At 62.4% G+C, this 12,060-nt stretch carries 10 protein-coding genes; 6 read left to right on the top strand and 4 right to left on the bottom strand.

The genetic code is table 11. From position 1 onward, the window contains the following. The first annotated feature begins 180 nt into the window (after positions 1-180). Positions 181-1,188 (top strand): asparaginase, encoded by a 1,008-nt coding sequence (gene ansA, locus AB5Y51_RS20280; RefSeq protein ID WP_010675424.1) that lies wholly within the window; start codon positions 181-183, stop codon positions 1,186-1,188. Between the two features lie 238 nt (positions 1,189-1,426). Here the strand turns inward: ansA and AB5Y51_RS20275 are convergent, their stop codons facing one another. Further along, entirely contained in the window at positions 1,427-1,720 is a 294-nt protein-coding gene (locus AB5Y51_RS20275; RefSeq protein WP_213319660.1) for a YeaC family protein, read from the bottom strand. A gap of 60 nt (positions 1,721-1,780) precedes the next feature. After that, on the bottom strand, positions 1,781-3,214 hold the full coding sequence (locus tag AB5Y51_RS20270; protein WP_323902002.1) for a glyceraldehyde-3-phosphate dehydrogenase: 1,434 nt from the start codon (positions 3,212-3,214) through the stop codon (positions 1,781-1,783). A gap of 211 nt (positions 3,215-3,425) precedes the next feature. On the opposite strand from AB5Y51_RS20270, the gene AB5Y51_RS20265 reads away from it, so the two are divergent. Further along, a complete protein-coding gene (locus AB5Y51_RS20265) occupies positions 3,426-4,229 on the top strand; it encodes a DUF2989 domain-containing protein (protein WP_042014444.1) in 804 nt (267 codons plus the stop codon). Further along, positions 4,226-4,783 carry an NUDIX domain-containing protein gene (locus AB5Y51_RS20260; protein WP_319904509.1) on the top strand — a complete coding sequence of 186 codons (558 nt, stop codon included), beginning with the start codon at positions 4,226-4,228 and terminating at the stop codon, positions 4,781-4,783. The genes AB5Y51_RS20265 and AB5Y51_RS20260 overlap by 4 nt, the downstream gene beginning before the upstream one ends. A 62-nt stretch (positions 4,784-4,845) precedes the next feature. Here AB5Y51_RS20260 and sppA read toward each other — a convergent pair whose 3' ends face one another. Next, complete coding sequence (sppA, locus tag AB5Y51_RS20255; protein ID WP_045525758.1) at positions 4,846-6,690, bottom strand: signal peptide peptidase SppA; 1,845 nt, start codon at positions 6,688-6,690, stop codon at positions 4,846-4,848. Between the two features lie 321 nt (positions 6,691-7,011). On the opposite strand from sppA, the gene AB5Y51_RS20250 reads away from it, so the two are divergent. The 3 genes from AB5Y51_RS20250 (at position 7,012) to AB5Y51_RS20240 (ending at position 11,323) form a co-directional block, all read left to right on the top strand. Then, entirely contained in the window at positions 7,012-9,039 is a 2,028-nt protein-coding gene (locus AB5Y51_RS20250; RefSeq protein ID WP_368179079.1) for an FAD-dependent oxidoreductase, read from the top strand. 107 nt (positions 9,040-9,146) lie between these two features. Then, entirely contained in the window at positions 9,147-9,695 is a 549-nt protein-coding gene (locus tag AB5Y51_RS20245; RefSeq protein ID WP_010675416.1) for an NAD(P)H nitroreductase, read from the top strand. A gap of 599 nt (positions 9,696-10,294) precedes the next feature. After that, positions 10,295-11,323 (top strand): methyl-accepting chemotaxis protein, encoded by a 1,029-nt coding sequence (locus AB5Y51_RS20240; RefSeq protein WP_323941989.1) that lies wholly within the window; start codon positions 10,295-10,297, stop codon positions 11,321-11,323. Between the two features lie 20 nt (positions 11,324-11,343). Here AB5Y51_RS20240 and AB5Y51_RS20235 read toward each other — a convergent pair whose 3' ends face one another. Further along, entirely contained in the window at positions 11,344-11,892 is a 549-nt protein-coding gene (locus tag AB5Y51_RS20235; protein WP_041215687.1) for a sugar O-acetyltransferase, read from the bottom strand. Between the last annotated feature and the right edge of the window lie 168 nt (positions 11,893-12,060).

Here is a 12,060-nt window from a genome sequence, read left to right as displayed (position 1 = left end):
TGTCATTTGCAGCGGCACTCTTTATAATTCGCCCGGTTCCGCCCCCACGGGAGGACACAGACCTTCAAGAGGTCTGCTGATGACCGATATTGAGCCCGCCCGCACCATCTGAAGGACGGGGGCTGTATCGGTTGAGCCCTGTTTGATTTGCCGGTTTCCAGTCCAGAGAGAGGAGAGGGTGTGAAGAAGTCCATCTACATTGCCTACACAGGCGGCACCATAGGGATGCAGCGTTCCGACCACGGTTATGTACCGATGGCGGGCTTCATGGAGGACTGTCTGGCACGGATGCCCGAGTTCCATCGACCGGAAATGCCCGATTACCATATCCACGAATATGCCCCCCTCATCGACTCTTCCGACATGACGCCGGCAGACTGGCAGCGCATCGCCGAGGATATCAAGGGCAACTACGACAAGTACGACGGTTTCGTCATTCTGCACGGCACCGACACCATGTCGTTCACCGCGTCTGCGCTCTCCTTCATGCTCGAAGATCTGCACAAGCCGGTCATCATCACCGGCTCCCAGATCCCCCTGGCCGAGCTGCGCTCGGACGGTCAGCAGAACCTGCTCAACGCCCTCTATATCGCGGCCAACTACCCGATCCACGAGGTGACGCTCTTCTTCAACAACCAGCTCTATCGCGGCAACCGCAGCAAGAAGGTGCATGCCGACGGCTTCCACGCCTTCGACTCGCCCAACTACCCGCCCCTGCTCAATGCCGGTATTGCCATCTCCCTGGAGGCAGGTGAGCTGGGCGTGCCGTGCGATCGCCCCCTGGTGCTGCACGACATCACCCCCCAGCCCATCGGGGTGGTGACCCTCTACCCGGGGATCTCGGCTGAGGTGATAGCGAACATCCTGCAACAACCGGTGCGTGCGCTGATCCTGCTCTCCTTCGGGGTGGGCAATGCGCCCCAGAACCCGGCCATGCTGGCGCTGCTCTCCGAGGCATCAGCCCGGGGCGTCATCATCGTCAACCTGAGCCAGTGCCTGCACGGCAAGGTCAACATGGGGGGCTATGCCACCGGCAACGCCCTCTCCCGTGCGGGAGTCATCTCGGGCTTTGACATGACCGCCGAGGCGGCGCTCACCAAGCTGCACTTCCTGCTGAGCCAGGATCTGCCGGCGCCGCGCATCCGCGAGCTGATGCAGCAGTCCCTGCGCGGGGAGCTGACCCCCTGAGAAACTGTCCACGACCTTACTGCGAAGCCGTGATCAAGGCTCATGTGCTGCTCGCGTGTTTGTGAACCAGAGGCTTACGTATATCTATACGCATCGGTTCCTGCGCTGCTCTTCACCTTGCTGACGTCTTCGCGCGACAGGCCGTGAACAGCTGCTGACCTCCCTGCCATGGGGGAGAGGGGAAAAGAAAGGGGAGCCATATTGGCTCCCCTTTTTAGTCGTGGCGGGCGGGTCAGTCTCAGTGGCTAAGGTCGACCCGCACTATCTCTTCCTCATCGCGATACTGGCGCTTGAGCTCGCTCTTGCTCTTCATCACGATCTCGCCGTCACGGCCGATGTTCATGTGCTCGGGGTTCTCAAGGTGCATCGCCTGCCAGGCCATCACGGCCTGCAGGGAGGTGGCCTTCTGCTCCTCGGTCAGGGCCTTGCCATCCGGCCATTTGCCGAGCTCGACCGCAGTCTTGAGCCGCTCGTACACCTCTTTGGGCATCTGCGCTATCGCTTGTTGAAACGTCACTTGCTGAGACGACATCCGGCCTCTCCTTGAAAATTGAGCCATGAACGTGGGGTCAGGCGGGCAGATCCTGTCGGACTATACCGGTAGATCCTGGCGAACTACGCCAGCCATCTGCTCCATCACCCGCACTACCTGACAACTGTACCCGAACTCGTTGTCATACCACACGTAGAGCACGCAGTGATCCCCCTCGGCGATGGTGGCCTGGGAGTCGACGATGCCCGCAAAACGGGAGCCCACCATGTCGGAGGAGACCAGCTCGGTGCTGGCGCTGAAGTCGATCTGGCGATGCAGGGCCGAGCTCAGTGCCATCTGCTGCAGATAGGCGTTGAGGCTCTCCCGATCGGTGGTCTGTTCCAGCGAGAGGTTGATGATGGCCAGGGACACGTTGGGTGTGGGCACCCGGATGGCGTTGCCGGTCAACTTGCCCTTGAGCTCCGGCAGCGCCTTGGCCACCGCCTTGGCGGCGCCGGTGCTGGTCATCACCATGTTGAGGGCTGCGCTGCGACCGCGGCGCTCGCCCTTGTGATAGTTGTCGATGAGGTTCTGATCGTTGGTGTAGGAGTGGACCGTCTCCACGTGGCCGTGGCGGATGCCGTACTTGTCCTGCATCACCTTGAGCACCGGGGTGATGGCGTTGGTGGTGCAGGAGGCGGCGGAGACTATCTTGTCATCCGGGCCTATCACCTCGTGGTTGACCCCGAACACCACGTTCTTCATCTCCCCCTTGCCGGGGGCGGTCAGCAGCACCCGGGCGGCGCCGCGGGCCTTGAGGTGCTCGGACAGCCCCGCCTCGTCACGCCAGACGCCGGTGTTGTCGACGATCAGCGCATTGTCGATGCCGTAGGCGGTGTAGTCGATGTCGGCCGGGCTGTTCGCATAGATCACCTGGATGAAGGTGCCGTTGGCGATGATGGCGCTGCGATCACTATCCACTTCGATGGAGCCGTTGAAGGGGCCGTGCACCGAATCGCGGCGCAGCAGACTGGCACGCTTCTCCAGATCCCCGTCGCGACCGCCGCGCACCACGATGGCGCGCAGGCGCAGGGAGTTGGCGGCGCCGGTGCGCTCGATGAGCAGACGGGCCAGCAGGCGGCCGATGCGACCGAAGCCGTAGAGCACCACGTCGGTCGGGGCGGGCACGGCACTGCGGTTCAGGGCCGGTGCCAGCTTGGCGCGCAGATAGTCCTCGATGCCGGCTTCATCCTGGTGATCCTGCCAGTAGCCCACGGCCAGTTTGCCGAGATCGACTTCGGCGGCGGTGGGGTTCAGGGCGACGATGGCGCGCAGGAGAGGGAAGCTTTGCTGGATGGGCAGCGGGGTGCCCTGGTGGCGGCGAACGACCCGGTGGGCCTTGAGGATATCGATGGTGGAGGCGTTTTGCAGCGGGCGTCCGTAGAGGGTGATCTCTATCCCTTGCTGTCGGTAGAGGCGACCTATCAAGGGTTGCATGGCTTCGGCGAGCTCCTGGCTCTCCTGCCACGCCTGCAAGTAGTGCTCGTGGGTCATTAACCAGATCCTTTTATTTCACGTTGTTGAAGCAAGTTGCCTGGGCAAATTGAAATTCGTCGAAGGCAGATCAGTGTAGGGCTGATGGTTTCGTTATATTATTCTGCAATCGCGGCCTTATACGGCGCGCGCATTGTAATGGATATGTAGCCTGTTTGCTAGTTGGCGGTGGCCGGTGCGGGTTGCGATTGTTATCAACCAGATGTGAACCATGACCCTATTCTCACAGCGTCCGTTACTGCTTTCCCTCGCTTGTTGCCTGACGTTGACGGCCTGCGACGACGACAGGATCCACAACATCTGCTCCCAATATCCCGCCCTGTGCGCGGACCTGGTGGACGACGGCTGGTGTCGCTATGAGCGCAGCGACGTCATTCGCGGTCGTTACTATCTCCAGGAAGAGGGGACGGACAGGCGCAAGTACGATCTGATGCGCGGCCTGGAGCGTTATCTGCAGTGCGCCGAGCACTCCACCAATATCGAGTACAAGCGTGCCAGGGAGCAGAAGAGCCCCAGAGTGGAAGGGATGCTGGCCGCCGGCCGTCAACTGGAGCAACTGGACGCTCAGACCCGGGGTTCCCAGGATCCCTACCTGCTGCTCTGGCACTGGACCAACAACACCAGTCCCGAGGCCCGCGCCAGCTTCCTCGCGCAGGAGGGGACGCCGAGCCTCGAGGAGCCCGAGCTGCAACTGGCGCTCGGCGGCATTTATGCCAAGAGCGAGCCCGAGAAGGCCATCAGGCTGATGCACCATGCGCTCTCCCTCTATCGGGAGGGGGACAAGGTCAACAGCCGGATCCTCACCGCCCTCAGCACCCTCTACATGGGGCAGAAGCGATTTGATCAGGCCTATCTGTGGGGCAAGGTGAGCGAGTCATTCCAGGAGAGCCCCGAGGTCTCCGCCACCCGGCTCGGCATTTACCATGCCATCGGCAAGGAGGAGCAGGAGACGCTGGACGACCAGGCGGCCACCATCGTCGATGCACTCAGGCAGGGGAGCTACCGCACACCATGAATCCGACCCTGTCAGAAGCCCGGGAGTGGGCCCATCCCTTCGATATCCGCCTCGTCCACGGCCAGATCCGCGGCGAGGACAGGGTGCTTGAACGGGCCACGGTGAGGGCCGTGGTGATGCGTGGTGATCAACTGCTGCTGGTGCACTCCCGCGTCAACGGGGATCTCATGTTCCCCGGTGGCGGCATCGAGCACGGGGAGGCGCACGATGCGGCCTTGGCCCGGGAGCTGCGGGAAGAGTGTGGCGCCGAGCTGGTGGCCGTGGGCCCCCTGCTGGGAGAGACCCGGGAGTATCGTGCCGCGCGCGAGCCGGATTACGATGCCTACTGCATCCGATCGTCCTATTACCTCTGCCGGGTCGGGGAGGACTGGAGTGCACCGCGCCCCCAGCCCTACGAGATCCGCCTCGGCTTCACGCCGGGCTGGTTCCCCCTGGCCGAGGCCCTGCAGACCAACAAGACCCAGCTGGCGGGTCCCTGTCCCCAGTGGACGGCGCGAGAGACCCGGGTGCTGGCAGAGTTGCACCGCTGGCAAGCGTCCGGCTTGCTGACCTGACAAGGCCGCTTGCCCCATAAAAAAACCGCCTGTCGGCGGTTTTTTTATGGCTGTCCCCGGCGTCAGGGGAGACAGACCGGGCAGAAGGCGTAGGTGCCCTGGGGATCGTTGAAGCGGGTCAGCGGGTCCAGAGTGCGGTTCATCTCCAGCAGCGCCTTGCCAAGCCCGGCGGGCAGCCAGCTTTGCAGGTGCGGGGCCAGCGCCTGGGCGCTGCTGTCAAACAGCTCGCGCAGGAACTTGTCCCTGGCCGACTCTTCCGGTGCGATGGGGGTGACCTGCCAGCTCTTGAGGTTGGCGAGATCGGCGGCCGCCTTGAGGGCGTCATCCAGATTGCCAAACTCGTCCACCAGCCCCAGTGCCTTGGCATCCTGCCCGGTCCAGACCCGGCCTTCGGCGGCTTTTTCCGCCTCTTCCGGGCTAAGGCCCCGGCCCTTGCCCACCAGGCCGACAAAGCGCTGATAGGTGTCTTCCACACTCAGTTGAATGGCTTCACCCACGTGATCCGGCAGGGCACGGGTCAGCCCGACCCCCACGAAGTCGGTGGTGCCGACGCCGTCGGTGTGTACCCCGTACTGGGAGAGCGCCTTGTCGATGGTGGCGAACATGCCGAACACCCCGATGGAACCGGTGAGGGTGGTGGGGGAGGCGAAGATCTTGTCTGCATCGGCGGAGATCCAGTAGCCACCGGAGGCGGCGTAGCTGCCCATGGAGATGACCACCGGCTTGCCCGCCTGTTTCAGGGCCAGCAATTCGGCGCGGATCTGCTCGGCGGCGAAGGCGCTGCCGCCCGGGCTGTCCACCCGCAGCACCACGGCTTTCACCTGATCGTCACGGCGGGCCTCGGCCAGCAGATCGGCAAGGCTGTCGCCACCGATGGTGCCGGCAGGCTGGACGCCATCCATGATGGCGCCGCTGGCGGTGATGAGGCCAACCTCATCCTTGCCGCTCTGGGGGTACTGCTCCGGGATGGCGGCCAGATACTCTTTCAGGCCCACGCCCTTCCAGCCGTGATCATCGGCCTCGCCCACTTCCTTGATCACCGCCTGGGTCATTTCGTCGCGGGTGGCGAGCTGATCCACCAGACCGTTGTCGAGGGCGTAGCTGGCCGCATTGCCACCGGCCTTGCGCAGCAGTTCGAGGAAGTGATCCTTGTTCGGTGCCACGGCATCCGGTTCGATCTCCCGCTGCTCCGCCACGTCGGCCACATAGGATTGCCACAGCTGATCCAGCCAGCGCTGGTTCGCCTCCTTGCTCTCGGGGGACATTTCGTCCCGGGTGTAGGGCTCGACGAAGGACTTGTAGGTGCCGACCTTGAAGACGTGCGGGGTGATGTTGAGCTTCTCCAGTGCCGACTTGAAGTAGGTCTGGTAGACACCCAGCCCCTCGATAAGCACGGCACCACTCTGGTTGAGCAGCACGTGGTCGGCGTGGGCGGCGAGCAGATAGGCCCCCTGGCTGTAGTAGTCCGCCATGGCGATGACCGGCTTGCCGCTCTCCTTGAAGGCGTCGATGGCGGCAGTCACCTCCTGCAGTTTGGAGAGGCTGGCCCCTTGCAGACCCTGGGGTTTGATCACCAGCGCCTTGATGCGATCGTCATTCCCCGCGCTCTTGATGGCCCACAGCAGATCGGAGAGGACGATTTCGCTTGGCTGCTCGTCCCCCTTGTCCATCTGCCTGAGCAGTTGCACCGTGGGATCGGTCTGGGTGCGTTGTTCTACCAGCACACCGGAGAGATTGAGGGTGAGCGCCCCCTCGATGGGGGTGCTTGGGGTCTCGCTCTGGCTGACGCTGAAGACAATGACCAGCACGACGAGAAGAAACAGCAGGTTGACCAGCATCAAGCGGGTAAAGTTGAGCAGGCGCCAGAGGCTGCGAAAGAGCCATCCCAGACCTTTGAAAATAGACATAGCTGCGTTGTCGCCCTGTTAATGGGTTGAGAGCAGCCATTATTAACCAGTTGCGCAGCCAATTGCCATTTCCCCTTGAGTCGACTGCCCCCCACCACTTCGGAACACGGCTGTTCGCTGAAAAAATGTCCAAACATTTGTTTGAAAAAGAGTTTTCGATTCTTTACTCTAGCTCCAGTTTGATAACAAAAAATTAACTGAAAGGCCCGATGAGCCGACCCCATCTCCACCCACCCCCTTCTTTTTACTGCCCGTCACCCGAGGCAGCCAGGAAGGCTGGAGCATGACCCCGTGCACATCGACCTCGACAAGGAGTGCATCATGAGCCGTTATCCCACGCTGCTGACCCCCCTCGATCTGGGTTTTACCCAGTTGCGCAACCGCGTACTGATGGGGTCCATGCACACCGGCCTCGAGGAGGAAAAGGGGGGCTTTGACAAGTTGGCCGCCTTCTATGGCGAGCGGGCCCGTGGCGGGGTCGGTCTCATCGTGACCGGCGGTATCGCCCCCAATTTGCGGGGGCGGCTGGTGCCCCACGGCTCCCAGCTGAGCTTTCCCTGGCAGGTAGCCAAACACCGCAAGGTGACCGAGGCAGTGCACCGGGAAGGGGGCAAGATAGCGCTGCAGATCCTTCATGCGGGCCGCTACGCCTACCATCCGTTCAGCCTGGCGCCGAGCGCCCTCAAGGCTCCCATCTCCCCGTTCAAGCCGCGGGCCATGAGCGAGCGGCAGATCCGCGGCACCATTCGCGACTTCGCCGCCACTGCGGCGCTGGCCAAGGCGGCCGGTTATGACGGGGTCGAGGTGATGGGCTCGGAAGGCTATCTCATCAACCAGTTCATCTGCGAGCGCACCAACAAGCGCACCGATGGCTGGGGCGGCAGCAGTGAAAACCGCATGCGCTTCCCGGTGGAGATTGTCCGCGCCATGCGGGAGCGGGTGGGCACGGATTTCATCATCATCTTCCGCCTCTCCATGCTGGATCTGGTGGAGCAGGGCTCCTCCCTTGAGGAAGTGATCGCCCTTGGCCGGGCACTGGAGCAGGTGGGGGTCACCCTCATCAACACCGGTATCGGCTGGCACGAGGCGCGCATTCCCACCATCGCCACCAGCGTGCCGCGCGGTGCCTTCAGCTGGGTGACCGCCGAGCTGAAAAAGCACCTCAAGGTGCCCCTCATCACCACTAACCGCATCAACACCCCCGAGGTGGCGGAGCGCATCCTGGCGGGGGGGGAGGCGGACATGGTCTCCATGGCGCGCCCCTTCCTGGCGGACCCCGAGTTCGTCATCAAGGCGGCTGAAGACAGGGCGGACGAGATCAACACCTGCATCGCCTGCAACCAGGCCTGCCTCGACCACGTGTTCAAGCAAAAGCGTGCCTCCTGCCTGGTCAATCCCCGCGCCTGTTTCGAGACCGAGTTGACGTTTGGCCGGGTGCCCCAGCCCAAGAAGCTGGCGGTGGTGGGGGCGGGTCCTGCGGGGCTGGCGTTTGCCTGCTATGCCGCCGAGCGGGGCCATCAGGTGAGCCTGTTCGATCAGGCGAGCGAAATCGGCGGCCAGTTTAACTTTGCCAAGCAGATCCCGGGCAAGGAGGAGTTTCAAGAAACCCTGCGCTACTTCGCCAAACGGCTGGAGAAGTGCGGCGTTGAGCTCTATCTGGGCCAGCGCCAGAGTGCCGAGAGCCTGCTGGGCGGCGGTTTTGACGAGGTGATCCTCGCCACCGGCATCCGCCCGCGCACTCCCAATATCCCGGGTATCGAGCACCCCAAGGTGTTGAGTTATCTGGATGTGCTGCGGGATCACAAACCAGTCGGCCAGGCAGTGGCGGTCATCGGCGCCGGCGGCATCGGCTTTGACGTGGCCGAATACCTGGTTGAGAAGAGAGGATCACCGGATGCCGCAAGCCATCGCGATCACTGGCTCAAGGAGTGGGGCATCGACAAGCAGCTCGGCGAGCGCGGCGGCCTGACTACCCCCGAAATTGATGCGCCCGAGCGCCAGATCTGGTTGCTCCAGCGCAAGGAGAGCAAGGTGGGCGACGGCCTTGGCAAGACCACCGGCTGGATCCATCGCACCGTGCTCAAGAATCGCAAGGTGCAGATGCTCTCCGGCGTCCAGTACCTGCGTATCGACGATGCCGGGCTTCACATCCAGGTGGGCGACCAGCAGCAGTGCCTGCCGGTGGATCAGGTGATCATCTGTGCCGGACAGGAGCCCCTCAAGGAGTTGCAGGCCGGTCTGCAGGCTGCTGGCAAGCCGGTGCACATCATCGGCGGTGCCGACGTGGCCGCCGAGCTGGATGCCAAACGCGCCATCCGGCAAGGGGCGGAGCTGGCTGCCGTCATCTAGCCTCCCGACCCTTTCGTATCCTGACAAACCCCTGAACCTCAGGGGTTTTCTTCATCTGGTGCTGTGCTAAGGTAGCGCCATCATCGCCTTTGACAAGGAACTGCCCCATGGATGCCCTCCATCTGTTACTCAATCGCCACTCTTGTGGTCGTCTGGCCGAGCCTGCCCCGAGTGGCGAAGTGCTCGACAATATCCTCAAGGCCGGGCTGCGGGCGCCGGATCACGGCACTCTGACCCCCTGGCAGTTCATTCTGTTCGAAGGGGAGGGGCGTGAGCGCCTGGGGACATTGCTGGCCGATGCCGCCCATGCCCGTGGCGAGGATGCGGACAGTGTCGAGAAGTGCCGCGCCGCGCCACTGCGTGCTCCCCTGGTGATCGCGGTGGCGACCCGTTATCAGGCGCACCCCAAGGTACCGAAACTGGAGCAGGAGCTCTCTGCCGGTTGCGCCCTGATGGCGATGCAGATGGCGGCCCAGGCCCAGGGCTTCAACGGCATCTGGCGCTCCGGCTGGTTCATCTTCGACGAGCAGATCCATGGTGCACTGGGGCTGGCACCGGAGGATCAACTGGTGGGCTTCCTCTACCTTGGCACCCCCATGCTGGAGGCCCGCAAGCTGCGCGAGTTGCCCATTCAGGACTTCGTGCGCAGCTTCTGAAGCGCAGAACGCCAAAAGCCCTGATTATTCAGGGCTTTTTTGTTTTCTGACAAAGCCGTCAGGCTGTACTGATAAATGCGCACTTGCCAAGAGGGTAGAAGGGGGTTGGCCGGACATTTTTTGAATTGTGAGAGATTCTTCTCACTCCTGGTTTATTACGCTATGTAAAACGTTTGCGTCACGTTATTATCCCACTGCCAGTTTAGAAGGTGACCCCTTCTAATTTTCTGCGATGAGAGTCGCAATTCCGTAGCACCTTTTTAGAGCCCAACGTCTTGATGACATTGGGCTTCATTTTTGCGGGATCGGCACGTCAGCGTTCTTTCTCCTCTGCCTCTCTTCTGCCTCTTCTCTACCTCACCTTGTCTCTTTCCGGCGATCTTTTGCACAGCCATTGATGTGGTCTCGATTGGAATCAGGATCAGGGTCAAATATCCTGCATTTGCAGGTGAAATCCGGCCCGGGATCCGCCAGCATCGGCAGAGACAAGAGAGCCAGAGGCTTCCCTTCAATGTCGACTGCCCGCACCTTTGCCATCCGGAGGCCATATGTGGTTCAACCGCAAGCTTGAAAAAGAGAATCAACAGCTCAGGGAGACGATGCTTCTCAAAGAGCAGCAGCACCAGAGCGAACTGGCCGAATTGCGCGCCACCATCGGTGAATACGAGCACATGCAGCGCACCAGCCGGGAGCGTGGCGATCTCTTCAATCAGGTGATCTCCTGCCAGAACCAGGGAGGTGAGATGCTGCAGAGCGTGCGGGAAGCGCTGGCCGGCAGTGCCGAGCACCTGATGGCGGAAAAGGGAGCGCTCTGCGAGCTGGATCAGCTCTTTGCCCAGACCCGGGGCGCCATCACCCGTCTCTCCAATCGCGCCCATGCCATCACGGATGAGGCGGCTCGCAGCCTCGTAGCCGTCCATCAGCTCGATGCCAGCACATCCGCCATCAACCAGTTCGTGACCGCCATCCAGGGCATTTCGGATCAGACCAACCTGCTGGCACTCAATGCGGCCATTGAGGCGGCCAGGGCCGGTGAGGCTGGCCGTGGATTCGCCGTGGTCGCCGATGAGGTGCGTCAGCTGGCGAGCAAGGCTCATGAAGCCAGCAGCCAGATAGAGGTGCTGGTCAGACAGATAGTGGCCCAGGCGCAGGAGATCAAGTCCATCATCGATGACAACCAGGCCAGTGCCGCCGAGGTGGCGACCTCTTCCTCCCAGATCGATGTGGTGGTGACCCAGGTGCTGGCACAATCAGGCCGGATGCAGCAGGTGATCCACAGTGCTGCCTCCACCTCCTTCCTCAATACCACCAAGCTGGATCACGCCGTCTGGAAGAACACCATCTATCGGCTCATCGATCAGCAGCATTTTCACGAGCCGGTGAGCGACCACGCTCAGTGCAGGCTGGGCAAATGGTATTTCGAGGGGCAGGGTGCGGAGCTCTTCGCCCACAAGCCGGGCTTTCGTGAACTGGACGGGCCCCACAAGCGGGTCCACGAGAGCGGCAAGGCCGCCCTGCACGCGCGCGAGCAGGGGGATATCAAAAGCATGGTCGAGCAGCTCAAGACCATGGAAAACGCCAGCATGCAGGTGGTGCACTGCATCGACCGCTTGCTGGAAAGCGCCTGAGCGAGCCTCGGGCCTTCCGCTCAACCTTTGACTGGCAGCAGCCGTGCCGGGTTGCCTGCCACCCTGGCACCGGCAGGTACATCTCTTGTCACGACCGAGCCCGCACCCACGACGGCTTCCCGCCCTATGGTGACGCCGGGCAGCAGGATGGCGCCGCCGCCAATCCAGACCCTGTCTTCGATGGTGACCGGCAGCGCCGTCTCAACCCCCTGAATACGCTCATCGGCGTCCAGCGCATGGGCGGCGGTGTAGATCTGCACGTTCGGCCCAATCATTACCTCGGCGCCGATGCGAATGGGGGCATTGTCCAGCAGGGTGGCCCCCATGTTGATGTAGCTGCCCTTGCCAAGGTAGATGTGGCGGCCATAGGTGCAGTAGAGGGGTGGGCAGATGAAGGCGCCCTGGGCCAACTCGCCGACGATCTGCTGCAGCAGCGCCAGTTGTTCATCCTCCTCGTCGCTGCGATTGAAGCGGCGGTACAGGCGAGCCGTCTCCCGGCGTAACAGATCCAGCTCTGGTGCCATGCAGTTGTAAGGCTGGCTGGCGATCATCTTCTCGTATTCGGTCATGACTGGGCCTCGATGGGGTGGAGGAAGAGAGGATAAGCCATCGGGGGGCAGAGAAGCGTGAGGCTCTCCCCAGAGTGGGCAGAAGGAGAATGGGCGTCCGGAAACGGCAAGGGCACCCTGGGGTGCCCTTGCCGTTCAGCGACCTAAGTGTTGCCGCCATGGCCTGTT

Source organism: Aeromonas sp. R7-1 (assembly GCF_040908115.1).
Taxonomy (GTDB): Bacteria; Pseudomonadota; Gammaproteobacteria; order Enterobacterales; family Aeromonadaceae; genus Aeromonas; species Aeromonas caviae.
The sequence above is the reverse complement of the archived record's forward strand: the minus strand, read 5'-3'. Positions and strand labels throughout refer to the sequence as shown.

Excerpts from the sequence above, each read along its gene's own strand:
- AB5Y51_RS20275 (WP_213319660.1), bottom strand. The coding sequence starts at position 1,720 with ATGTCGTCTCAGCAAGTGACGTTTCAACAAGCGATAGCGCAGATGCCC.
- AB5Y51_RS20235 (WP_041215687.1), bottom strand. The coding sequence starts at position 11,892 with ATGACCGAATACGAGAAGATGATCGCCAGCCAGCCTTACAACTGCATG.
- AB5Y51_RS20240 (WP_323941989.1), top strand. The coding sequence starts at position 10,295 with ATGCTTCTCAAAGAGCAGCAGCACCAGAGCGAACTGGCCGAATTGCGC.
- sppA (WP_045525758.1), bottom strand. The coding sequence starts at position 6,690 with ATGTCTATTTTCAAAGGTCTGGGATGGCTCTTTCGCAGCCTCTGGCGC.
- AB5Y51_RS20265 (WP_042014444.1), top strand. The coding sequence starts at position 3,426 with ATGACCCTATTCTCACAGCGTCCGTTACTGCTTTCCCTCGCTTGTTGC.
- AB5Y51_RS20260 (WP_319904509.1), top strand. The coding sequence starts at position 4,226 with ATGAATCCGACCCTGTCAGAAGCCCGGGAGTGGGCCCATCCCTTCGAT.
- AB5Y51_RS20245 (WP_010675416.1), top strand. The coding sequence starts at position 9,147 with ATGGATGCCCTCCATCTGTTACTCAATCGCCACTCTTGTGGTCGTCTG.
- AB5Y51_RS20250 (WP_368179079.1), top strand. The coding sequence starts at position 7,012 with ATGAGCCGTTATCCCACGCTGCTGACCCCCCTCGATCTGGGTTTTACC.
- AB5Y51_RS20270 (WP_323902002.1), bottom strand. The coding sequence starts at position 3,214 with ATGACCCACGAGCACTACTTGCAGGCGTGGCAGGAGAGCCAGGAGCTC.